A 22,804-nucleotide genomic window follows, 5' to 3' on the forward strand; every position below is an offset into this window, starting at 1 on the left:
TGATACCATCAAGCCGCGCCCGCCGGTAGACGGGAATCAGCGCTTCAGCATGGCCTCGCGGCGTTCGCGGATCTCCGCCGGCCAGGTGGATTGGATGTAGGACAGCACCGCCTTGATCTCGGCATCGGTCAGGACGCCGACGAAGCTCGGCATGGCCGTCTTGTAGCCCGGCGGGGCGAAACGGGCCATGCCGTGCTTGATGATGGCGAACAATTGCTCCTCGGGATGGTGCCAGGTATGGCCCGAGGCGTCGTGGGGCGGAGCGGGAAGCTCGCCGTTCGGCTTGCGGATCTGCCAGTCGGGCTCGCCCTTGAGGTCGTGGCCGTGACAGGACGCGCAGTGCACGTTGTACAGATCATAGCCCTGGGCCACCTGCCGGGCGTCCTGCGGATTGATGCCGTAGCCGCGCGGCCACCAGACCCAGGCCGCAACCCCGGTTACCGCTCCCGCCAACAACACCAGGGCCAAGGCCACGCCGCGCATCGTTTCCTCGCAATTTGCAAGGTGATTATAGCGCCATGTCTCGGGGTTAACAAATGTCTGAACCTGACGCATGATGGACAATTCAAGTGTTTGCGACCCTTGCGGGAGCCTGTCATGTCCACCGTGCTCGTATCCGTATTCTGTTCCGACCGCACCGGCCTGGTGGCGGCCATCACCGGGCGGCTGTTCGATCTGGGCGCCGATCTGGGCGACACCAGTTTCGCCATGCTGGGCAGCGGCGCCGAGTTCACCTCGGTGTGCGACCTGCCGGCCTCGGTGTCGCCGGACGAGGTGGAGGCCGACCTGTCCCGCCTGCCCGCGCTGGCCGGAGCCCGCATCGCCGTCCGCCCCTTCGAGATGGATTCCGCCCACGGCCCGGCGGGCACCATCACCCACCGGGTGGTGGTGTCGGGCGGCGACCGTCCCGGTCTGGTGGCCCGCCTGTCCGAGGTGTTCGGCGAATTCCAGGCCAATATCGTGCGCATGGACGCGCAAAGGCTGCCGGAACAGGGGATCTACGTCACCCGCTTCTCGGTCAGCATTCCCGCCCGCGCCGAGGCCTGCCTGACCACCGTCGCCAACACCGCCGGCGAAATGAACCTGGCCTGCGCCGTGGAGACGGTATGATGGACGCCAACATGGGGGGCAAGGACCGTCTGATCCGCGTCGCGGTCGGTCTGGCCATGATCGGGCTGGCCATGGCCGACGTCATCGGCCCCTGGGGCTGGATCGGCATCGTGCCGCTGGTCTCGGCGGCGCTCGGCTGGTGCCCCGTCTACATGGCCATCGGCCTCTCGACCCGCCAGGAGGGATAGGGGGAGGGAGCGCCGCTCCCCCCTCCGCCCGCCCCGCTCACTTCGGTGGTGGCGGCAAAACGTTGACGATCTGCATCAGGCCGGCATCCTCGTGCGGCAGGAAGTGGCAGTGCAGCACGAAGGTCCCGGTGTAATCCTCGAACCGCGTCCGGAAGGTGATGCTGGAATTGGGCGGCACCTCCAGGGTGTCCATCCACTGGCCCGCCTGGATCATGGGCTGGGCCGGAGAACTCACCGGCTGGAACGGGTTGACGTGGATGTGGAAGGAATGAGGAAAGCCGGTGGTGTCGGTGACCGTCCATTCCTCGGCGGTCCCCAGGGTGACGTTCTGCTGCGGCTGGCCCTGGCCGAAGGTGACCCCGTCCACCGTGAACAGCTGGGTGGTGTTGTCGAAGCCGTAAACGACGGTGCGCTTGCGCACGATTTCGGAATCGGCGATCGGCTTGAGCAAAGGCACCTGCGGCAGGGCGCCGGAGTAAAGAGGCATGGTCTTCGGCGCGCCCTCCACCTTGACGGTCATGGCCAGCAGCGAGGTCTTGCCGCTGTCGCCGACGTTGACGTAGCGCAGCTCGTAGATCCCCGGCGCCGGCGGCGCCTGGACCAGCGCGTCGATGCGGTTGCCCGCCGCCATGTACAGGCTGTCGGCCGCCGTGGCCTTGGTCAGGGCGTTGCCGTCGGTGCACAGCACCGTGAACGGCAGCGCGGCGGTCCCGCCCTTGGGCCGCAGCGACAGGGTGATGCTCCGCTCATAGGTGGTGTTGATCATGCGCCAGCGCTGCACCTCGCCCGGCCGCATGCTCAGCACCGGCTGCAGCAGGCCGTTGACGGTCAGCGGATAGCTCTTGGCGAACAGGGTATTGGTGCTTTCCAGCACGCCCTGGGAGTCGAAGGCCGGCGACTGCAGGACCATGACCTTTTCGGCGGCGGCGGCGATCTCGGGAATGCGGTCCAGTTCGCCTTCGATGATCAGGGCGCCGCCCATGCCGCTGCCCACCTGCACCGCCACCGCCGAATGGAAATGGGGGTGGTAGAAATAGGTGCCCGGCGGGTGATCGGCGGGAATTTCATACCTGTAGTGGAAGAAACTCCCCGGGTCGATCTGCATCAGCACGTCGTCCGAGGGCTGCCTGGGCGAGACGTGGACGCCGTGCACATGCAGATTGGTGGTGTTGAAGGCGACGTTGGAGACCGTGGGGCCGACCACCCGCGCCTTGCCCTTCCCGGCCGGGCCATGGCCGGAATGGCCGGCGTGCATGGCCTGCATCGCCTCGACCGTGATGGCCGAAGCCTCCTTGGACACCGGGCTGGTCTCGCAGGTGGCGCAGCCCGGCAACTGGTTGATCATGGCGAAGTGCAGCCGGTCCCCGGCCTTCACCCGCAAGGTCTTGCCGGTGGGCTGGCCATCGAAACCCCGCAGGCGAACCCTGTTGCCGTAAAGGTCATAGCTGCCGTAACGCACCGCCGTGGTGAAGTTCAGCACGCCCAGGCGGGACACGAGTTCGGTGGGCTGGACGAACGGCCGGCCGGTCACCATCCGGGATGCCGCCAGCGTCACCCGGGGCACGGCCCCGGCCATTCCCGCCACTCCCAAGCCTTTCAGTAGGGTACGTCGATCCATGGAAACCCCCAATCGCGGTCAAATCGCGTTTTAGTAAACATTATTATGATTGCTAAAATTTCACCGGGTTCATAGACAATAATTACGCGTTATAGCCGTATTTCATAACAGCAGCGCACGCGCGCCTCCCTTCCCGGTGCCCGGCTCTGAAATGTGTTGCGCCGGCCCGGCGTTGCGGAGACTCTGCCTCCGGAAGGATCCGTTTGGATCAGTGCGTCCGGCCCTGGATGGAACCATGATTTTCGCCACCCCCCTTCCCGCCCCCGACGCCCCGCGGCAGGCCATCCAGCTGGCCGCCGGACGGAGCGAGGCCGAGCTGGTGTCGGGGCTGGCCGCCGCCATTCCCCTGGAGGACGAAGCCCGCCGCCGAATCGTCAACCACGCCGTCAAGCTGGTTGACGGAGCGCGGAGCACCCGCCACTCCCTGGGCCTGGACGGCTTCCTGAACGAATACCGGCTGTCCACCCGCGAGGGCGTGGTGCTGATGTGCCTGGCCGAGGCGCTGTTGCGCATTCCCGACGACCGCACCGCCGACCTGCTGATCAAGGACAAGATCGGCTCGGCCGATTGGGACGGCCATCTCGGCCATTCTCCGTCGCTGTTCGTCAACGCCTCCACCTGGGCGCTGATGCTGGGCGACCGCCTGCTGCACCTGGAGGAGGACGGCAAGGTCGTGCTGGGCCGGATGGCGGGCCGCCTGGGCGAGGCGGTGGTCCGCCAGGCGCTGCGCCGGGCCATGGGGCTGATGGGCCGCCAGTTCGTCATGGGCCGCACCATCGCCGAGGCCCTGGACCATGCCCGCCCGTGGGAGGCCAAGGGCTACCGCCATTCCTTCGACATGCTGGGCGAGGCGGCGCGCTCGGACGAGACGGCGCTCAACTACGTTCGTGCCTATGCCGAGGCCATCGACGCCCTGGGCCGCGCCGCCAGGGGGGCCGGGCCGCAGGCCGGGCCGGGCATCTCGGTCAAGCTTTCGGCGCTGCACCCCCGCTTCGAGATGGCCCAGCGCCGCCGGGTGCTGGAGGAACTGGTGCCCCGTCTTGCCGGTCTTTGCCATCGGGCCCGCGACGCCGGCATCGGCCTGACCATCGACGCCGAGGAGGCCGACCGGCTGGAAATCTCGCTCGACGTCATCGAGGCGGTGCTGGCCGATGCCGGCCTGGACGGCTGGAACGGCTTCGGGCTGGCGATTCAGGCCTATCAGAAGCGGGCGCGGCCGGTGATCGCCTGGGCCGGCGCCCTGGCCGAACGACGGGCGCGGCGGCTGATGATCCGGCTGGTCAAGGGCGCCTATTGGGACGGCGAGATCAAGCGCGCCCAGGAACGCGGCCTGGACGGCTTTCCGGTGTTCACCGCCAAGGAGGCCACCGACGTCTCCTATCTGGCCTGCGCCGCCGACCTGCTGGCGCGGCCCGACCTGTTCTACCCGCAATTCGCCACCCACAACGCCCATACCGCCGCCGCCATCATCGAGATGACCGGCGGCCCCGGCGACTGGGAGTTCCAGCGCCTGCACGGCATGGGCGAGGCGCTCTACGCCCAGCTGGTGCCCGGCTTCGCCTGCCGCACCTACGCCCCGGTGGGATCGCACCAGGATCTGCTGCCCTATCTGGTCCGCCGCCTGCTTGAGAACGGCGCCAATTCCTCCTTCGTCAGCCGCCTCGCCGACGAGGAGATTCCCGCCCATGTGGTCGCCGCCGACCCGCTGGCGGCGCTGGGGCGCATCAATCCGCAAGGCGTGGTCGAGCCCGCCGCCCTGTTCGCCCCCCAGCGGCGCAATTCCGGCGGCCTCGACCTGTCGTCCCCGGCGGTGCTGGCCGAACTGGACCTGGCGCTGGCCGCCGCCTCGACGCCCGAGCGGGCGGCGCCCATGGTCGGTGGCGAGGAGCGGAAGGCGGGGCCGGCCCGGCCGGTGCTCGACCCCGCCGACCATCGCCGCGTGGTCGGCGAGGCCATGGACGCCACTCCCGCCGAGGTCGAGGAGGCGCTGGCCGCCGCCCGTGCCGCTTTCCCCGCCTGGGACGACCTGGGCGGCGAGCGCCGCGCCGCCATCCTGGAGGAAGCCGCCCTGCGCCTGGAGGCCGAGCGGCCGCGCTTCATGGCGCTGGCCATCCGCGAGGCGGGCAAGACCATCCCCGACGCCCTGTCCGAGGTGCGGGAAGCGGTGGATTTCCTGCGCTTCTACGCCGCCGAGGCCCGCTCACGCTTCGCCCAGCCGCTGCGGCTGCCCGGCCCGGTGGGGGAAAGCAACGAGCTGATGCTGGGCGGGCGCGGCGTGTTCGCCTGCATCTCCCCCTGGAACTTCCCCCTGGCCATCTTCATGGGCCAGGTGGCCGCCGCCCTGGCCGCCGGCAATTGCGTGGTGGCCAAGCCGGCGCCCCAGACTCCGCTGATGGCGGCGGCGGCGGTGCGTCTGCTCCACGCCGCCGGCGTGCCGCCCCAGGCGCTGCATCTGGTCCCCGGCGGCCCCCTGGTGGGCGAAACGCTGGCCGCCAGCCCCCTGGTGGACGGCATCAGTTTCACCGGCTCCACCGCCACGGCGCGCCGCATCAACCGCCTGCGCGCCGCCATGGACGGGCCGCTGGTCCCGCTGATCGCCGAGACCGGCGGACTCAACGCCATGATCGTCGATTCCTCGGCCCTGGCCGAACAGGTGGTGGCCGATTGCCTGGAAAGCGCCTTCCGCTCGGCGGGACAGCGCTGCTCGGCGCTGCGCGTCGCCTTCATCCAGCGCGAGGCCTGGAGCCGCATCGAGCCGCTGCTGAAGGGCGCCATGGCCGAGCTGTCCCTGGGCGACCCCGCCTTGCTCGCCACCGACGTGGGGCCGGTGATCGACGAAGCCGCCCGCCAGCGGCTGCTGGCCCATGGCGGAAAACTGCGCCACGCGGGCCGCGCCATCGCCACGGCGCCGCTGCCCGCCGCCTGCCATAACGGAACCTTCTTCGCCCCCATGGCCCACGAGTTGGAGAACCTGGACCTGCTCAAGGACGAGGTGTTCGGCCCCATCCTGCACGTCATCCCGTGGGAGGCCGGCCACCTGGACGCGGTGCTCGACGCGGTGGCCGCCACCTCCTACGGCCTGACGCTCGGCATTCATTCGCGCATCGACGCCACCATCGCCCAGGTGGTGGCCCGCGCCCGCATCGGCAACATCTACGTCAACCGCACCATGATCGGCGCGGTTGTGGGCTCGCAGCCCTTCGGCGGCCTGGGCCTGTCGGGCACCGGCGCCAAGGCCGGCGGCCCCAACACCCTGATTCGCTATGGGGTGGAGCGCTGCCTGTCGGTCAATACCGCCGCCGCCGGCGGCGACGCGGCGTTGATGGCCGGACCGCGCCGCGACGCGTCACCATACATGTAAAGCCTGCACAACAATTAGAATTACAACAATTCGTTACAGCTTGCCCCCTTGTGGAATTCTCGTTTTAGATGATGATTGCCAATAATTTATTTCAATCTGGGGGATAATAAAATGCCATTCAGCACCAATGGGGGCATATCTCGCCGTAATGTTCTTGCTTCCGGAACGGCGGCGGGCTTGGCCCTGGGCCTGGGGCTGCCGAAGATGGCGGCATCCGCCGCTCCGCCGATGGTTCGCCCCGACATCGCCAGCCCGGCGGGGGCGCAGATGCTGGCCTTCTATGCCCAGGCGGTGGCCAAGATGATGGACCCGGCCATCAACACCCCGCCGCAGCCCCTCAGCTGGACGTTCCAGTCCTTCATCCACGGCGTGCCCAAGGACAGCAAGAACCCGGCCAATTCGCCCGGCCTGATGAACGGGACGCCCGAACTGCAGCAGCGCATCGACCAGATCTACGGCAATCCGGCCCCGGGAACGCCCCAGGCGGCATGGAAGGCGGCGGCGGTGGCCTGTTGGGGCTCGTGCCCGCACGGCAGCCCCAATTTCGTCAGCTGGCACCGCTGGTACGTTTATTATTTCGAGCGGATCTGCGCCAAGATGTCGGGAGCGGCCAATTTCGCCCTGCCCTACTGGAACTACGGCTCCAACACCGGCGCGGCCGAGCAATTGCCGCCCCAGTTCCGCGACACCGCCACCAAGCTGTTCTTCCAGGACCGCGGCCAGGGCTTCAAGGCCTCCGACGGCAAGGGCTTGCGCAACGTGCCCATGAACAAGGGCGGCTACATGCCCTACAAGGAATCGACCTATAACGACGCCTTGCAGGCGTTGCCCATCTTCCCCAGCGACGTGCAGTACGCCGATCCCGGCACGCCGGCCTTCGAGGCCTTCGGATTTTCCGGCCGGGTCGAGGTGCTGCCCCACGATTTCGTCCACGACAACGTGGGCGGCTGGATGGGCAACGTCCCCTCGGCGGCCGGCGATCCGGTGTTCTACGTCCACCACTGCCAGATCGATCGCCTGTGGGCCAGCTGGTCCAACGAGAAGGGCTCCACCTACAACTGGGGCAATACCGCCGCCTCGCCCAGCGAAGCCACCTGGACCGGCCAGACCTTCAGCTTCGTCGATGACACCGGCACGGTGGTCAAGGTCAAGGCCGGCGAGACCGTCGCCACCGCCAATCTGGGCTACACCTACGATTCCTTCGCCACCCCCGCGGCGCCGGCCCTGGTGGCAACCGCCAAGACCGCGCCCGGCGGAACCGCTCTGGCCATGGAAAGCGGCAAGGTCTCCATCAGCGGCAACGGCGGCAAGGTGACCCTCAAGCCCGCGCCGAAGGCCAAGACCAATGCCGAGGCGGCGGGAGCCCCCTCCTTCCTGGTCATGGAGGACGTTCGCCTGCTGCGGCGCCCCAAGGCCCCCATCCACGTCTTCATCAACCAGCCGGACGGCAAGGCCCCCGAACTGGGCTCCGCCTTCCATGCGGGACGGCTCAACCTGTTCCGCTTCGACAGCGGCTCCGGCCGCCCCATGCGCGCCACCGGCGACCACAAGGACCACGGCGACCAGCCCACCGATTTCCGCTTCAACGTCGGCGAATTGCTGGCAAAGCAGAAGGCGGCCGGCCAGTGGAAGGGAGGCCCGCCGACCGTCACCTTCTCCACCCTGGGAGCCGGGGGCGACACCAAGCCCCACGTCAGCGCGGCCAAGATCCGATTGGAATAGCAGGAACAAGGTGGGGCGGCCCCGAATACGGGCCGCCCCCCGATCTTGTAGCCACGACGGTCGTGATACGCTATATTTTCCCCAGACTCTCCTTGACCTTGAGTCCTTCGCCGTTTATTGCGTTAAGGCAACTTTAATATTGCGGATATGTAATATTGTTATTGCGTTTCAGCAACAATACTCAGAACCGCCCCGTCAGATGGGCCAGCAGCAGACGGACCGGCCGGGGCCGGGGGTGCGTCACACGGCTGTCGAATGGATTCCACCCAGCATTTTCAAGCACTTGCAGATAGCCGTCGGCGAGGGTGGCCGGCAGCAGGGCCGCCAGTCCCTCCCGTCCGGGGCGAATGCGGCGGGCCTCGGCCAAGTGATGGCGGGCATGCTGCCCCAGAGTCCGAGTCACGCTCGTCAACGCTTCGGTTGACGCCCTCCCCGCCCGCACCGCCTCGCCGCTGGTACCGGCGGCCCGCAGAAGATCCTCGGGCAGTGTCAACTTACCGATTGACAGATGATGCCCCAGCGCCCGCAGGTTGCCCACCAGCCCCCAGGCGATGCCCACATGCCGGCCGGCCCGGCGGGTTTCCCCGGCTTCGGCGCCCAGTACCGCGAGCGCCAGGGCGGTAAGCGCCGCCGAACTGCGCTCGGCGTGACGCTCGGCCTGGGCCAGATCGGCGGGGGCGACGCCCTCGAGATCGTCCCGGCGGGCGGAGATCAGATCGTCGAACGGCTCGAGCGGCAGTCCCCGCTCCCGGATCAGCCGGCACAGCGGCAGGGCCACGGGGTGGTTGTCGCAGGCCCCACCCTCCAGTCCGGCGATCAGGGTATCCTGCCACCATTGCAGCCGGATCATTCCCGCCATGGGCTCGCGCACGCTTTCCAGAACCAGGGCGATCTCCAGGTTGAAGGCGTAGAGCAGCATCAGCGCCTCGCGCCGGTCCAGGGGCGCGAACAGCGCGGTGGCGAAGCGGTCGCGGTCGAGCCGGGACACCAGATCGGCGGCGTGGGAGAGGCCGGAGGACGGCGGGATCGGGGCGGACATGGAACCTCGTTTGAACTGGAGCCCGGCACGGGGGCGTGGCATATATAGCCCTTCCCGCTCCGCGCTCCAATTGGAAGGCCGAACTCCCTTGTCCCGCGCCGCCGCCGCCCCCCTCCCCGCCGCCAGCAAGACCGCCGGCCAGGAAAACTTCCCGGTGGCCTCGCTGCTGCTTCCCAAGCACAAGCGCGCCACCATCATGGCCTATTACCATTTCGCCCGGCATGCCGACGACGTGGCGGATTCGCCCACCCTGTCGCCCGAGGGGAAGGTGGCCGGGCTCGACGCCCTGGACCGCGCCCTGCGCGGCACCGAAAGCGGCCCGGCCCTGGTGCTGGCCGAGGATTACCGCCGGGCGGTGGACGGCGACGCGGCGATGATCGAGCACGCCTCGCAGCTGCTGCACGCCTTCCGCCGCGATTCCGTGCGCGATTACTGCGCCGATTGGGCCGATCTGATGGAGTACTGCCGGTACTCGGCCGCCCCGGTCGGGCGCTTCCTGCTGGACCTGCACGGCGAGTCCCACGACACCTTCGCCCCCTCCGACGCCCTGTGCGCCGCGCTGCAGGTGCTGAACCACCTGCAGGATTGCGGCAAGGATTACCGCGAGCTGAAGCGGGTCTACATCCCCCGCGACTGGCTGGCCGCCGAGGGCCTGACCATTCAGGTGCTGGAAGGCGGCTACACCCCGCCCGAGCTGCGCCGGGTGCTCGACCGCATGCTGGACGCCACCGACGGGCTGATCACCCTGGCCCAGCCGCTGACCGGCCTGGTCAAGGATCTGCGCATGCGGCTGCAATGCGCCGTCACCGTGCGGGTGGCCGAGCAATTGTCGGCGCGCTTGCGCCGTGGCGATCCCCTGGCCGGGCGGGTCAAGCTCGACAAGATCGACTATGCCGGGGTGTTCGCCGTCGGGCTCTGGCGCGGGTTGACGGCGTGACGACCCAGGGCACCCTGCATGTGGTGGGCGCCGGCCTGGCCGGCCTCGCCGCCGGAGTGGCCGCCGCCAAGGCCGGAACGCGGGTGGTGCTGCACGAGGCGGCGGGCCATGCCGGCGGGCGCTGCCGCTCGTTCCTGGACGAGCGCCTGGGCCGGGTGATCGACAACGGCAGCCATCTGGTCCTGGGCGCCAACCGCACCGCCCTGGCCTATGCCCGGGCCACCGGCGGCATCGAGGCCATGGCGGCGGCGCCGCCGGCCTTTCCCTTCATCGACCTGGTGACCGGCAAGTCGTGGACGGTCAGCCCCAAGCGCCTGCCCGCCGGACTGGGCGAGATCCTCAGGGCCCTGGGCCTGCCCTGGACGGGCAAGTCCGAGACGGTGGCCAGCCGATTGGGGCGCACCCCGTCCTTCTCCCGCCTGTGGCTGCCCATGTGCGAGGCGATCATGAACACCGCGCCCGACGAGGCGTCGGCCCGCATGTTCGCCTGGACCATGCGCAAGGCGCTGCTGGGCGGCTCGGACGCGCTGGTGCCCTGGACCTTTCCCGCCGGCCTGTCCGCCGCCCTGGTGGCGCCGGCCCTGGCGACGCTGGCGCTGTTCGGCGCCGAAACCCATTTCCGCCGCCGCCTGAAGGCGCTTCGGCCCGACGCCCTGGTCTTCGACGATGCCGAGGTGGCTCTGTCCTCCGCCGACCGGGTGATCCTGGCCCTGCCGCCCTGGGTGATCGAGACCCTGCTGCCCGGCACCGCCCCCGCCATGCCGACCCGGCCCATCGTCAACGCCCATTTCCGCTGCGCCCAGCCGGTGGAACTGCCCCATGGCAGCCATTTCCTCGGCCTGGTGCATGCGTCCGGCCACTGGCTGTTCGCCCGTGGCGACGTGCTGTCGGTGACGGTGTCGGCGGCGGGCGCGCTGGTCGACCTGGACAACGATTCCATCGCCGACCGCCTGTGGGACGAAATCCGCCGGGCGCTGGGCATGCCGCCCATCGCGCCGCCGCCCTATCGCATCATGAAGGAAAAGCGGGCCACCCTGGCCCACGACGCCCTCACCGTCGCCGCGCGGCCCGGGCCGCTTACCGGCCGGGACGGGATTTTCCTCGCCGGCGACTGGATTGCCTCGCCCTGGCCCTGTACCATAGAGGCCGCCATCTGCAGCGGCCTGGCCGCCGCGCGGCTGGCTCTGGCGCGTCCGGGCCTGACCTTTTGATTCGGCAATAGCCGACAAAGGTGCTTCACAATCATCCCCGGAGTTCCTATCTTTGGGCCATCGTTTAGACGATTTCCAATCCGGTTCGGAACCCCTTGACGACATAGAGGTGAATTATGGCTTTTGAGCTTCCGCCGCTCCCCTTCGCCATCGACGCGCTGGAGCCGCACATTTCCGCCCGCACTTTCGAGTTCCATCACGGCAAGCATCACGCCGCCTATGTGACCAACCTCAACAACCTGACCAAGGACGGCGATCTGGCGTCCAAGTCCCTGGAAGAGGTGATCAAGGCGGCGGCCGCCGATCTGCCGGCCAAGCAGGGCATCTTCAACAACGCCGCCCAGGTGTGGAACCATACCTTCTTCTGGAACTGCCTGAAGAAGGGCGGCGGCGGCAAGCCGGGCGCCAAGCTGCTGGCCCGCATCGAGTCCGATCTGGGCGGCTTCGACAAGTTCAAGGAGGACTTCAAGAACGCCGCCGTGACCCAGTTCGGCTCGGGCTGGGCCTGGCTGGTGGAAGAGAACGGCAAGTTGAAGATCACCAAGACCGCCAACGCCGACCTGCCCATGGCCCATGGCCAGAAGGCGCTGCTGACCGTCGATGTGTGGGAGCACGCCTATTACCTGGACTGGCAGAACCGCCGTCCCGACTTCGTCCAGTGCTTCCTCGACAATCTGGTCAACTGGGACTTCGTCGAAGCCAATCTGGGCTGATTTTCACGGAAGAACGCCCCCCTCCCCCGCCGGGAGGGGGGCTTTTCATTTGCGTACTACTCGCCCGGCCGGAAAGATGGTAGACGGAGTTCGGGATCGGGCGTCGCGTTCGGAGAGAGGCAGCATTCACCTTGCGCCGTGATCAGACTTGCCTTGCCCCACACTCCCCGGAGACACCGGCCCTGCGTCCGACCGCCATCGCCCGCCGCTGGGCCCTGGCCCTGATCACCATGCTGGCGGTGATCGCCGCCATCCATCTCCAGACCGCCTGGACAAGGGCCAACGGCAATGCCGAACGGCTGCTGACCGCCCTGACCCGGACCCTGGAGCATCAGGTCGACACCAGCCTGCGCAGCATCGACAACCTGCTGCTGGAAGCCAGCCAGCGAATCGACCCGGCGCGCTGGCCCGACCCCGGCCTCGTCCAGTGGTTCCAGAGCCGTCTCGGCGCCTTTCCAGAAATCCGCCAATTGGTGGTCTTCGGTCCGGATGGGCGGAATTCCAGTGTCGTCCTCCAGGCGGACGGCATCATGAATCTCCCCATGGACATCTCGGACCGCGAGCACTTCCAGATTCACGTGGGCAATCCCCGGAGCAACACCCTCAATATCGGCGCGCCGATCCTCAACCGCATCGACGGCCGCCCCGCCATCCCGCTGTCGCGGGCCATTGTCGATGCCGATGGACGGTTCAGGGGCGTGGTCTCGGTGGCCTTCGATCCCATGTTCCTGGTCAAGGCCCTGGAGATGCTGCTGATCGAGGAGCCCGGTGGAATCTCGGTCATCCGCCGCGACGGCACCTTTCTGGCCCGGTTGCCCGACCCCCTGGCGTCGCTCGGCCGCTCCACCGCCACCAGCCCCCTGTTCCAGAAGCATCTGCCGCAGGCGCCATCGGGTATCGCCCGCTTCGTCTCGGTCACCGACGGCAATGCCAAGATCGTCAGCTACGGGACCTTGGACCGCTATCCGGTGGTCGCCACCATCGGCATCACCGAGAGGACGGCCTTCGCCGACTTCCGCCGGGAGGCCGCCTGGATCGCCGCCGTGGTGATCACCTTGTCGGCGGCGCTGTTCTGGCTGGCGACACTGTCCGACCGCCGCGAATATTCCCGCCTGCTCCTGGCCGCCAACCTCGAGCGGCAAAGCCGGGACCTGGAAGAGCAGGTGGCCGAGCGGACCCGTCATCTGCGGGTGGCCCAGGCGGCGGCCGAGGACAAGGCGCGTCAATTGGCCGTCTCCAACGCCGATCTGGAGCAATTCGCCCACGTGGCCGCCCATGACCTGCAGGAGCCGCTGCGCAGCATCACCAGCTTCGTCCAGTTGCTTCAGCATCGCTACCGCAACCGGCTGGACGCCGAGGCCAACGAGTTCATCGACTACACCGTGGCCGGAACCAAGCGCATGCAGCAGCAATTGCTCGACCTGCTGGCCTATTCCCAGATCCGCAGCCGGGGTGACAGCTTCAGCGCCATCGACCTGAATCTGGTGGCGGCCGAGGCCGCCGACCTGCAGGCCGAGGACATCGGCCGCTATGGCGCCACCCTCCATGTGGGGTCGCTGCCGACCCTGTCCGCCGACCGGGAGCAGATGGTCACCCTGTTCCGGAACCTGATCGCCAACGCGGTGAAGTATCACCGGCCGGACCATCCGTCCTCCGTCGAGGTCGGGGCGGAGATCGACGAGGCCACCGGGGGATGGACCTTCTGGGTCCGCGATGACGGCATCGGCGTCGAGCCGCAATATGCCGATCGCATATTCACCATTTTCCAGAAGCTTCACGGCCGCGAGCAGGACGAAGGCACCGGCATCGGCCTGGCCATCTGCAAACGCATCGTGGAACACCATGGCGGCCGGATCTGGGTCGAGCCATCGCCCGGCGGAGGGGCCACCTTCCGCTTCACCCTGCCCCAGGTTCCTCCGCCGGGGGCATAGCAGAGGCGGATTGTCACCCTGAGCAAAGCGAAGGGCCTTTCAGGCACTTGCGGCAACCGCCTCATACCAAGATGCACTGATCGGAACCGATCAGTGCATCGCCCTCAATCGCCGGGCGCCACCTGTGGCGGCTGGGCTCCCGCCGCATAAGCGGTGCGGCCCTTTGGGCCTATCCAAACTGAAAGATGCTTCGCTGCACTCAGCATGACAGCGCGTTTCGTATTTAACGATCGCCGCTTTAGACCGCGATCAGGGCCGCCGCCACCGAGCGGTCCTCGGACACCAGGACGTTGAAGGTACGGCAGGCGCCGCCCGTATCCATCGCCTCGACGGTGATTCCCGCATCCCGCAAGGCCATGCGCAGGGCGGCGGGAACCGGCAGCATGCGGGCGCCGCAGCCCAACAGCAGCAACCTCGGCCGTTCGGCAAGGGCCAGCAGCGGCGAAAGGCTGTCCGCGGTCAGCAGGGACGGCTCATTGACCGCCCAGGACTGGGTCCGGTCGGGCAGGACCAGAACCGACCCTTCCCAGCGGAGTCCCGAGATGGTGAAGCCCCCGTCGCCGTATCCCTTGACGATCTGACGGCCGGACGGAATGAGGGGCGTGATGTCCATGGGCGGATTACGGCGCGGCGGCCGGTCCGCCGTCGGCCTGGGCCTTCTCCTCGTCCTCGGCCTGCTGGCCGGTCCGCAGGTTGAAGTAGATCAGCATGGGAATGGCCACGTAAACCGAGGAGAAGGTGCCGACGATCAGGCCCCACAGCATGGCAACCGCGAAGCCGTGCAGCACCTCGCCGCCGAAGAACAGCAAGGCCAGAACGGTGACGAACACGGTCGATACCGTCAGGATGGTGCGCGACAGGGTCTCGTTGATGGCCAGATTGAGCAGATCGTACAAGGGCATGCTCTTGTACTTGCGCAACGACTCGCGCACCCGGTCGAAGATCACCACCGTGTCGTTGATGGAATAGCCGGCGATGGTCAGAATCGCCGCCACCGTGGTCAGGTTGAATTCCAGGCCGGTGATGGAGAACAGGCCGAAGGTGGTGATGACGTCATGGGCCAGCGCCGCCAGGGCGCCGATGCCGTACTGCCACTCGAAGCGGAACCAGACATAGGCGGCGATGGCCAGAACCGACAGGGCCACGGCCAGGATGCCGTCGCGCACCAGTTCGCCACCCACCTTGGGGCCGACGATCTCGACCCGGCGATAGGTGAAGCCCTCGCCCAGGGCCTGCTTGACCTTGTTGAGCGCCTCCAGCTGGGCCTTCTCGTTGCCCTCCTGGCGCTGGACACGGACCATCACGTCGCGGCCCGTGGTGCCGAATTCCTGCAGCGACACCTCGCCGAGATTCAGATTTCCCAAGGTGCCGCGCATGGCCTGGAGATCGGCCGGCCCGCTGGTGGACTGGGCCTCGATCAGGACGCCACCGGCAAAGTCGATGCCGAAATTGAAGCCCTTGGTGGCGATGGATCCCACCGTCAGCAGGATCAGCCCCAGCGACAGCCCGAAGGCCATCAGACGATAACGCACGAAGTCAATCTTGGTGCCGTGCGGCAGGATGCGTTCGATCAGTCTCATGTCCGGAATCCTCAACCCAACGGCAGCGCCTTGAGGCGCCTTGCCTTGATCCAGACCACGGTCAGCATCCGGGTCACCATCACGGCGGTGAACATGGAGGTGATCAACCCCAGCGACAAGGTCACGGCGAAGCCCTTGACCGGGCCGGTGCCGAACTGGAACAGCAGGGCCGCCGCCGCCAGGGTGGTGAGATTGGCATCGAAGATGGTGCCGAAGGCCCGGTCGAAGCCCGCCTGCATGGCCGACATGATGGTGCGGCCGTTCCGCTGCTCCTCGCGCATGCGCTCGTAGATCAGCACGTTGGCATCCACCGCCATGCCCATGGTCAGGACGATGCCGGCGATGCCGGGAAGGGTCAGCGTGGCGCCCAGGATCGAAAGACCGGCCAGCAGCATGATCAGGTTGAGCACCAGGGCCACGTTGGCGATGACGCCGAGCGAGCCGTAGATGGCGATCATCAGGACGATGACCAGCCCCAGGCCGAGCAGGCAGGCGATGGCGCCCGCCTTGATGGAATCGGCGCCGAGGTCGGGACCGACGGTGCGCTCTTCCAAGACCTGCAACGGCGCCGGCAGGGCGCCGGCGCGGAGCAGCAGCGACAGATCCTGCGCCTGCTGCACGGTGAAGCTGCCCGAGATGATGCCGGAACCGCCCAGGATGGGCTCGTTGATGCGCGGCGCGCTGATCACCTTTTCGTCGAGCACGATGGCCAGGAACTTGCCGGAGTTCTCGCGCGTCGCGTCGCCGAACTTCTTGCCGCCGGCGGCGTTGAAGCGGAAACTCACCACCGGGCGGCCGTCCTGATAGGTGGCCTTGGAATCGGTGAGCATGTCGCCGCCCACCTCGATGCGCTTCCTCACCACGTAGGATTCGGGCATGCCCCGCTCCTTCTCGGCGGCGGGCAGCAGCATGGAGCCGGGCGGCACCCTGCCTTTGCCCGCTTCCTCGGCGGTGGTGGAATCGTCGAGAAGGTGGAAGGTCAGCTTGGCGGTCTTGCCCAGCAGGGCCTTGATGCGGTCGGGATCCTTGACGCCGGGCAGCTGGACGACGATGCGGTCCTCGCCCTGGCGCTGGATCGAGGGCTCGCGGGTGCCCAGTTCGTCGATACGGCGGCGCACGATCTCCAGCGACTGCTCGACCGCCGCCGTCTTGCGGGCCTTGACCGCCTGCTCCGAGTACTTCAGCACCATGGCGCCGTCGTCCCTGGCGTCGAGGCCGGCATCGGGATCGAGCTTGCGCAGCAGGTCGCGGGCCCTGGCCCGCTCCTCCGCGTCGATGATCCGCACGTTGACCAGATCGCCCTTGGCGCCCAGGTCGGAATACTTGATCTTCTCCTTGCGCAGCGTGGTGCGCACGGTTTCCACCAGCGAGGTCAGCTGCTCGCGGAACACATAGCCGGTGTCCACCTCCAGCAACAGGTAGGAACCGCCCTGCAGGTCGAGGCCCAGGCTGACCGGCTGCAGCCAGTGGGGCAGCCGGTCGGCCTGTTCGCGGGACAACATGTTCGGCGCCGCGAAGACGATGCCGAGCAGGCTGACAATCGCCACCAGAGCGATCTTCCACTTGGGAAAATAGTTCATGTCCCGGCCTGTGCTGGTTGGGAGAAGAAGAGAAGGGTCTTACTTGTCGGCCTTGTCGGCGTCCGGTTCGGCTTCGGCCTTTTCGTCCTTGGCCTTGTCGCCGGCCACCGGCTCGGTCTTCGACATCACCTCGGTGATGGTGGCGCGCAGGACGCGCACCCGCACGCCCTCGGCGATCTCCACCGACACCTCGGTGTCGTTGATCAGCTTGTTGATGGTGCCGATGATGCCGCCAGCGGTGACCACGCGGTCGCCACGACGCAGCTGGCCCAGCATCTCCTTGTGCTGCTTCATCTTCTTCTGCTGCGGGCGGATCAGCAGGAAGTAGAACACCACGAAGATCAGGATCAGAGGCAGGAACTGTTCCAGGGCTCCCATGGAACCACCACCGGTGGCGGCGGCCTGGGCGTAGGCGGGCGACACGAACATCACTGTCTCCTCGGGAAGTCGCGCTTCACTGAATGCAGCGGGAATATAGCCGCCAATCGCCCGGATGCAAACGCCAAGTGGCCGATAATCCGATTTGCTTGCCCCGAGGGGTGAAGCTGCTACCATCCGCGCCTTGTCTTCAAGGGATTGCCGCCATGCCCTACGCCGACGCCGTCAAGGCCCTGAACCGCATCGCCGAGGCCCTGGAACGCCTCTCGCCCCCGCCCTCCGCCGCCCCGGACCTGTCGGCCGCCGACGCCTATGTCTGGCATGCCGATCCCGACCGGCTGGAGGCGATTCCCCGTGTCAACCGGGTGGACATCGACCTGCTGCAGGGCATCGAGCGCCAGCGCGAGCAGTTGCTGGCCAATACCAGGCGCTTCGCCGAGGGCTTTTCCGCCAACAACGCCCTGCTGTGGGGGGCGCGCGGCACCGGCAAGAGCTCGCTGGTCAAGGCTGTGCATGCCACCATCAACGCGGAGAAGCCCGGCGCCCTGCTGCTGGTCGAGATTCACCGCGAGGACATCCCCTCCCTGCCCCGCTGCCTGCGCCTGCTGAAGGAAAGCGGGCGGCGCGCCGTGCTGTTCTGCGACGACCTGTCCTTCGACCAGCAGGACGACGCCTACAAGTCGCTGAAGGCGGTGCTGGAAGGCGGCATCGAGGGACGGCCGGACAACGTGGTGTTCTACGCCACCTCCAACCGCCGCCACCTGATGGCCCGCGACATGATCGACAACGAGCGCTCGACGGCCATCAATCCCGGCGAGGCGGTCGAGGAGAAGGTCTCGCTGTCGGACCGCTTCGGCCTGTGGCTGGGCTTCCACCATGTGGGCCAGGACACCTTCTTCGCCATCGTCGAAGGGTATGTGGCCCATTACGGCCTGCCCATCTCCACCGAGGACCTGCACGCCCAGGCCAACGAATGGTCGGTGACGCGGGGCTCGCGCTCGGGCCGCGTCGCCTGGCAGTTCATCCAGGACCTGGCGGGAAGGCTGGGGAAGGCCCTATAGCCACTCCGCTCCTTGGGGTGACCCCGCCCGCGCCCGGGCCGCAACACGTTTTACGATATTTTTCTTGGTGCTTAATGTATATATTGCGAGCCGTTGCGTGCATTTGCGTGCCATAGGTTGATTCAATAAGACGATTTACATCGCTATGAGACTGCTGCCAGACTGCCATTCTCGCTTTCGGGAGGGGCATCATGGGCGACATCAATCCGCTGACCTGGATTTCCGACAACTGGGATTTGCTCAGGACGCGGGAACTCGCCCAGATCTGCCTTCCCGGCTGCCGCGCCGCCGGCATGTCGGTGCTGCGCGATCCCAGCCCCAATGCGGCCGGGAACAACACGCTGACCCAGTCGCTCCGCACCTTTGATCTCCTGAGCGCCGGGGCCCGCGTCCTCGACATCCATCCCACCCTCCACGGCGGAGAATGGTTTGCCGGCCTTCATTCCTACGTGAACGGCAGCTTTCAGGGAGGCTATGGGGAAAGGCTGGACGACATGCTGGAGCAGGTGGTCGAGTTTCTCGCCGCCGCCGACAACGCCCTGGGCGGGCGCAGCAACGAACTGGTGATCCTGGCCTTTTCCCACGCCTTCGACATGGATCATCGCGTTCCCCCCTCTTCCGACCAACTGGCGGAGCTGTTGGGGGCGGTGACCGGCAAATTGGCCGGCCAGCTGATCACCAGCGGCGATTCCACGGTCTCCCTGGCGCAGCGGAGCCTTGGTGATCTGCTGACCTACGGCAACGTGCTGTGCCTGTTTTCCGACATTCAGGACCGCCAGGACACCAGCACCGGAGTGTTCAGCCTGGGAATCGCCTATCCCCGCAGCGGTCTGCCCGTGGCCGCCGCCTCCCTGGGCGGGACCATCACCGCCCTGACCGCGCCGGTCAGGGCCACCGACACGACGACGGGCGCCTATTACCGTAATATCGCCACCCGCCGTTCCTATGACGGCGGCAAGAGCTGGACCCAGTTCGTCGAGGTCGCCGATCTGGCCATCAAGGCCGGTACCGTCCCCCATATGTCGATGACGCCCACCGGGAGTGGCCTGCTGGCCTTCGTCGGCGAGGATGACGAGATCAGAGTGCTCACCACCCTGGACGGGGGCCTGACCTGGAGCACTGCCACCCAGGGCGGAACGGGGCGCCGAACCAAGACCGCCCCGGCCGTCACCATGTGCCTGGCCAACCTGATGGTTGTCGCCCACGCCGACAGCGACGGCGGCAACGTACTCACCGTGGTCACCCGCCCGCTGGGCAATACCGGCTGGTCAGACCCTATCTCGCTCCATGCCCGGGTGGCCGACGGCACCGGCCCGGCCCTGGCCTGCAATCCCGTCACCGGCCAGTTGCTGCTGCTCTACGCCGACGCCGACGCCGATGGCGCGGTATCCTCCAGAATCGGCACGGTTACGGGCGAGTCCATCAGCTGGGAGGCGCCCTGCCCCACCCCCGGCCGCACCACCCTGACGCCGTCCATGGCCTTCATGCCGGATGGCTCGGTCGGAGTGGTGCTGGTTCCCGATCCGGCGCCGGCCGCGCCCGTCTACATGTCCGGCCGGGGGAACGCCACCTGCTGGTCGCTGGCGGGGCCGGTGCGCGAACAATCGGTGGATGCGCCGCCGACCCTGATCGTCCAGAACGGGGCTCCCCTGCTGTTCATCCTGGAAAAGCATGCCGGCAAGACCGAAGTGACCCTCTCTCCGACGGGAGACGGCAGCCAGATCGAGAGGGCGTCCTGGCGAACGGCACCGGTCAGCCTGCTGCTCGGCACCCCGCAACGGGCCGACGGCCCGGCCCCGGTGTGGAGCGCGGTGGACGTCGACGCCAACCTGACCGTCTATGATGCCCGCACCACGGCGACAGATACCGCCACGGTGGGCGCCGTGCAGGAAAGCCATCTGCTGAGCTACCGGCGCGACTATCGCGAATTGTTCTGCCTGTCCTGGGTGGCCGGCCAGACCTGCCAGGCCGACGCCCGACCGCAGCCCGACACAAATCTGCGGTCCGAAGCGGCCAATCTCAACGCCAGCCTGGACTATTTCGTCACCACGCGGCTGAATTCGGGCACCATCCAGACCTGGAACCGCCCCAACATCCTGTTGGTCGATTATTTTGGCGATCCCGACATGCCCCTGGACAGGTCCGTGGTGGAAACCGCCCTGACACTCGGCACCTGCACGCCCGACGTCACCCTGTGGCCGGCCTACGCGGTCCCTCCCGGCGTGCCGACCCAGTAATACCGGCCGTCATTTGACCTGACGTGTCATCCTGACGACCGCAGCACTGCTGTCCGGTTCAATTGCCTGGGTTCTGGCGGACGGGTTTTTTCACCACCAAGACACCAAGGGCACCAAGAGGACATTCCAGGTGCGTCGTGCCCGGACTTGTTCCGGGCATCCACGCCCATCCGCAGGGACTATTGTTTCATAAGGCATTCCAGCGGATCCGCGTGGATGGCCGGGACGATGCGAGGAAGAATCTTTAACAGGCTGCGGAAAAACTCGCCCACCACTCTATTTATTCGTCACCCCCGCGAAGGCGGGGGGATGGACTCACATTTCAAGTGCAACACCGAGATCGATGGCTTTTCCGAGGAAAGCCTCAAGCGGAGTTCGATATCCGAGGCACTTTCGCGGGGTGAGGTTGTAGTCCATGGCCAGGTCGTCCAGATCGGCCTGGGAAACTGCCGCGAGATCTGTTTTTCGCGGCAGTCCCCGCCGCATTCGCCCGATGGCGTTCTCGACGCCGCCCTTCTGCCAGGGGCTATGGGGATCGCAGAAATAGGTTTTCATGCGAAGCCTTGTCTTCAGGCGGCGATGGGCCGCGAATTCAGAGCCGTTATCGAAGGTGATGGTGCGGCGCTGCTCGGCAGGAAATCGCCGCAGCATGGCGGTCAGGCTGTCGGCGATTGGCTCGGCGGCTTTGCTGAGGTGATGCCGGAGCAGAAGCAGGCGCGAGCTACGTTCGTGCGCCACCAGGACGGCTTGGCGATAGCGGGAGAACAGCATCAGATCGGCTTCCCAGTGGCCGGTCTGGCGCCGGTCGGCGACCTCGGCGGGACGCTCGGCTACCGGCACTCGCTGGGGAATGAAATGCACCGAGCTGCCGCCCTTGCGGCCACGCCAGCCACGCTGAAACTTGGCGCGCGGCAGCAGCCGGTGCAGATAGTCCTTGTGGCTGTTCACGCGCCAGTAGATGTAGCGGTAAATTGACTCGTGGCTGATCACCGGCCTACCTTGCTCAAGCTCGAGCCGCCCGGCGATCTGCTCCGGGGACCATCCCATCGCAAGGCCGTCCAAGGTCAGTTTCCTGAGCGCGCTCGAGCGCTCCAGTTTGTAAAGCTTGCGCCGCCGCCGGGCGCGGGCCTGGATCATCGCCCAATCCACCTTGTAGCCGACTTGGGCGCCACTGTTGCGCTCCAGCTCTCGGCTGATTGTTGACGCCGCCCGGCCCAAGGCCCGGGCAATGGCTCGCCGAGATTTACCGTCTGCATGCAGACGGTAAATCTCGCACCGCTCATCCAGACTGAGCTGATTGTATCGTTGTCCCATCGCAGCACCCATTATAGCGGGTGTTGCACTTCGATCGTGAGCTTAGGGGGTCCATGTTGACGCAATTTGGCGACATCAAAACAAGATATAGTTTGCTGATGCATGGATTGTCCGCTCCGCGTTCCCTTCGGTCCCGCTTTCGCGGGAATGACGACGTCTTGGGACGAGTATTTCCGCAGCCTGTTAAGCGGCAAGCGGCTGCCGCCATGGCGTGAAAGATCCCTCGGCTTCGCTCGGGATGACAGGAGGAGTCAGTTCTTTCGGCGGATGGTATAATAGCGCCCTCAGTCGCCGGGCGCCGCCTGTGGCGGCTTGGCTCCCGCCCCACCTCGTGGCCGTCCAGCGGTCGAAGGTTTCGACCGCTGGTATAAGGAGCGGTCAGCCGCGCTTGCGCACCCAGGGCAGGATGCGGCCGCGCATCTTGCGGTCGGTCTTCATGATGTGCTCCTGCAGCCAGATGGCCAGGAAGCTGCGCATGTTCTCGGTCGCCACCTTGAGGTCGCCCCAATCTCCGGCGCGGTGCTTGACCAGGAACTTCTCCAGGGTGGCGCGCAATTCGTCGTGCTGGCGCTTGTTCTCGGCGTAGCCCTCGTAGCCGGCCTCCATCTGGGCCGTCTCCTCGCGCTCGAAATGGTCGTGAACATAGGCCTGAAGGCGTTCGAGAATGCGGCCGATCTCGGCCGGGTCCACCTGTCCGGACGTGGTCCTGCTGGCCACCTCGAATTCCTTGACCAGGGCGAACAGCTCCTGGTGGTCGTCATCAACCACATCGATGCCGACCCGCATGTGCTCCTGCCAGGTTGCCATGCGCGCCTCCTCACCTT

Annotated in this window: 19 protein-coding genes; 10 read left to right on the forward strand and 9 right to left on the reverse strand. The window is 67.0% G+C overall.

Annotated features, from left to right (window positions below):
* Positions 1 to 36: 36 nt before the first annotated feature.
* Positions 37 to 483, reverse strand: a complete 447-nt coding sequence (locus ACV4UZ_RS02920) for a c-type cytochrome (RefSeq protein WP_491599436.1) — start codon at positions 481 to 483, stop codon at positions 37 to 39.
* Positions 484 to 597: 114 nt separating this feature from the next.
* On the opposite strand from ACV4UZ_RS02920, the gene ACV4UZ_RS02925 reads away from it, so the two are divergent.
* Positions 598 to 1,110 (forward strand): glycine cleavage system transcriptional repressor, encoded by a 513-nt coding sequence (locus ACV4UZ_RS02925; protein WP_491599437.1) that lies wholly within the window; start codon positions 598 to 600, stop codon positions 1,108 to 1,110.
* Positions 1,107 to 1,298 (forward strand): YgaP family membrane protein, encoded by a 192-nt coding sequence (locus tag ACV4UZ_RS02930; RefSeq protein ID WP_491599438.1) that lies wholly within the window; start codon positions 1,107 to 1,109, stop codon positions 1,296 to 1,298. Before ACV4UZ_RS02925 ends, ACV4UZ_RS02930 begins: the two co-directional genes overlap by 4 nt.
* A 37-nt stretch (positions 1,299 to 1,335) precedes the next feature.
* Here the strand turns inward: ACV4UZ_RS02930 and ACV4UZ_RS02935 are convergent, their stop codons facing one another.
* Complete coding sequence (locus ACV4UZ_RS02935) at positions 1,336 to 2,874, reverse strand: multicopper oxidase family protein (protein WP_491599439.1); 1,539 nt, start codon at positions 2,872 to 2,874, stop codon at positions 1,336 to 1,338.
* A gap of 277 nt (positions 2,875 to 3,151) precedes the next feature.
* On the opposite strand from ACV4UZ_RS02935, the gene putA reads away from it, so the two are divergent.
* Positions 3,152 to 6,277 (forward strand): bifunctional proline dehydrogenase/L-glutamate gamma-semialdehyde dehydrogenase PutA, encoded by a 3,126-nt coding sequence (gene putA / locus ACV4UZ_RS02940; RefSeq protein WP_491599440.1) that lies wholly within the window; start codon positions 3,152 to 3,154, stop codon positions 6,275 to 6,277.
* Between the two features lie 177 nt (positions 6,278 to 6,454).
* A complete protein-coding gene (locus tag ACV4UZ_RS02945; RefSeq protein ID WP_491599441.1) occupies positions 6,455 to 7,999 on the forward strand; it encodes a tyrosinase family protein in 1,545 nt (514 codons plus the stop codon).
* A gap of 181 nt (positions 8,000 to 8,180) precedes the next feature.
* Here ACV4UZ_RS02945 and ACV4UZ_RS02950 read toward each other — a convergent pair whose 3' ends face one another.
* Positions 8,181 to 9,038 (reverse strand): phytoene/squalene synthase family protein, encoded by an 858-nt coding sequence (locus ACV4UZ_RS02950; RefSeq protein ID WP_491599442.1) that lies wholly within the window; start codon positions 9,036 to 9,038, stop codon positions 8,181 to 8,183.
* Between the two features lie 88 nt (positions 9,039 to 9,126).
* Between ACV4UZ_RS02950 and hpnC the strand changes: the two genes are divergently transcribed.
* The 4 genes from hpnC to ACV4UZ_RS02970 all read left to right on the forward strand — a co-directional run bounded on the left by hpnC (position 9,127) and on the right by ACV4UZ_RS02970 (position 13,830).
* Positions 9,127 to 9,975, forward strand: a complete 849-nt coding sequence (gene hpnC, locus ACV4UZ_RS02955) for a squalene synthase HpnC (protein WP_491599443.1) — start codon at positions 9,127 to 9,129, stop codon at positions 9,973 to 9,975.
* Positions 9,972 to 11,186 carry a hydroxysqualene dehydroxylase gene (locus ACV4UZ_RS02960; RefSeq protein ID WP_491599444.1) on the forward strand — a complete coding sequence of 405 codons (1,215 nt, stop codon included), beginning with the start codon at positions 9,972 to 9,974 and terminating at the stop codon, positions 11,184 to 11,186. Before hpnC ends, ACV4UZ_RS02960 begins: the two co-directional genes overlap by 4 nt.
* A gap of 116 nt (positions 11,187 to 11,302) precedes the next feature.
* Complete coding sequence (locus tag ACV4UZ_RS02965) at positions 11,303 to 11,899, forward strand: superoxide dismutase (RefSeq protein WP_491599445.1); 597 nt, start codon at positions 11,303 to 11,305, stop codon at positions 11,897 to 11,899.
* Between the two features lie 131 nt (positions 11,900 to 12,030).
* Positions 12,031 to 13,830, forward strand: a complete 1,800-nt coding sequence (locus tag ACV4UZ_RS02970) for an ATP-binding protein (RefSeq protein ID WP_491599446.1) — start codon at positions 12,031 to 12,033, stop codon at positions 13,828 to 13,830.
* Positions 13,831 to 14,068: 238 nt separating this feature from the next.
* Here ACV4UZ_RS02970 and ACV4UZ_RS02975 read toward each other — a convergent pair whose 3' ends face one another.
* The 4 genes from ACV4UZ_RS02975 to yajC are packed head-to-tail and all read right to left on the reverse strand — an operon-like array spanning position 14,069 to position 17,419.
* Complete coding sequence (locus ACV4UZ_RS02975) at positions 14,069 to 14,443, reverse strand: Mth938-like domain-containing protein (protein WP_491599447.1); 375 nt, start codon at positions 14,441 to 14,443, stop codon at positions 14,069 to 14,071.
* 7 nt (positions 14,444 to 14,450) lie between these two features.
* Positions 14,451 to 15,410 (reverse strand): protein translocase subunit SecF, encoded by a 960-nt coding sequence (gene secF / locus ACV4UZ_RS02980; protein ID WP_491599448.1) that lies wholly within the window; start codon positions 15,408 to 15,410, stop codon positions 14,451 to 14,453.
* Between the two features lie 11 nt (positions 15,411 to 15,421).
* Entirely contained in the window at positions 15,422 to 16,990 is a 1,569-nt protein-coding gene (gene secD / locus ACV4UZ_RS02985; protein WP_491599449.1) for a protein translocase subunit SecD, read from the reverse strand.
* Between the two features lie 39 nt (positions 16,991 to 17,029).
* Positions 17,030 to 17,419, reverse strand: a complete 390-nt coding sequence (gene yajC / locus ACV4UZ_RS02990) for a preprotein translocase subunit YajC (RefSeq protein WP_491599450.1) — start codon at positions 17,417 to 17,419, stop codon at positions 17,030 to 17,032.
* 155 nt (positions 17,420 to 17,574) lie between these two features.
* Here yajC and ACV4UZ_RS02995 point away from each other — a divergent pair, with 155 nt between their 5' ends.
* On the forward strand, positions 17,575 to 18,429 hold the full coding sequence (locus tag ACV4UZ_RS02995) for an ATP-binding protein (RefSeq protein ID WP_491599451.1): 855 nt from the start codon (positions 17,575 to 17,577) through the stop codon (positions 18,427 to 18,429).
* Between the two features lie 191 nt (positions 18,430 to 18,620).
* Positions 18,621 to 20,666, forward strand: a complete 2,046-nt coding sequence (locus ACV4UZ_RS03000) for a hypothetical protein (protein WP_491599452.1) — start codon at positions 18,621 to 18,623, stop codon at positions 20,664 to 20,666.
* Positions 20,667 to 20,981: 315 nt separating this feature from the next.
* Here ACV4UZ_RS03000 and ACV4UZ_RS03005 read toward each other — a convergent pair whose 3' ends face one another.
* The gene (locus ACV4UZ_RS03005; RefSeq protein WP_491599453.1) at positions 20,982 to 21,992 is read right to left on the reverse strand and encodes an IS30 family transposase; all 1,011 of its coding nucleotides are present in this window, start codon (positions 21,990 to 21,992) and stop codon (positions 20,982 to 20,984) included.
* Between the two features lie 366 nt (positions 21,993 to 22,358).
* Positions 22,359 to 22,787, reverse strand: coding sequence for a bacteriohemerythrin (locus tag ACV4UZ_RS03010; RefSeq protein ID WP_491599454.1), 429 nt, complete (start codon positions 22,785 to 22,787; stop codon positions 22,359 to 22,361).
* Between the last annotated feature and the right edge of the window lie 17 nt (positions 22,788 to 22,804).

Source organism: Paramagnetospirillum sp. (genome assembly GCF_058402745.1).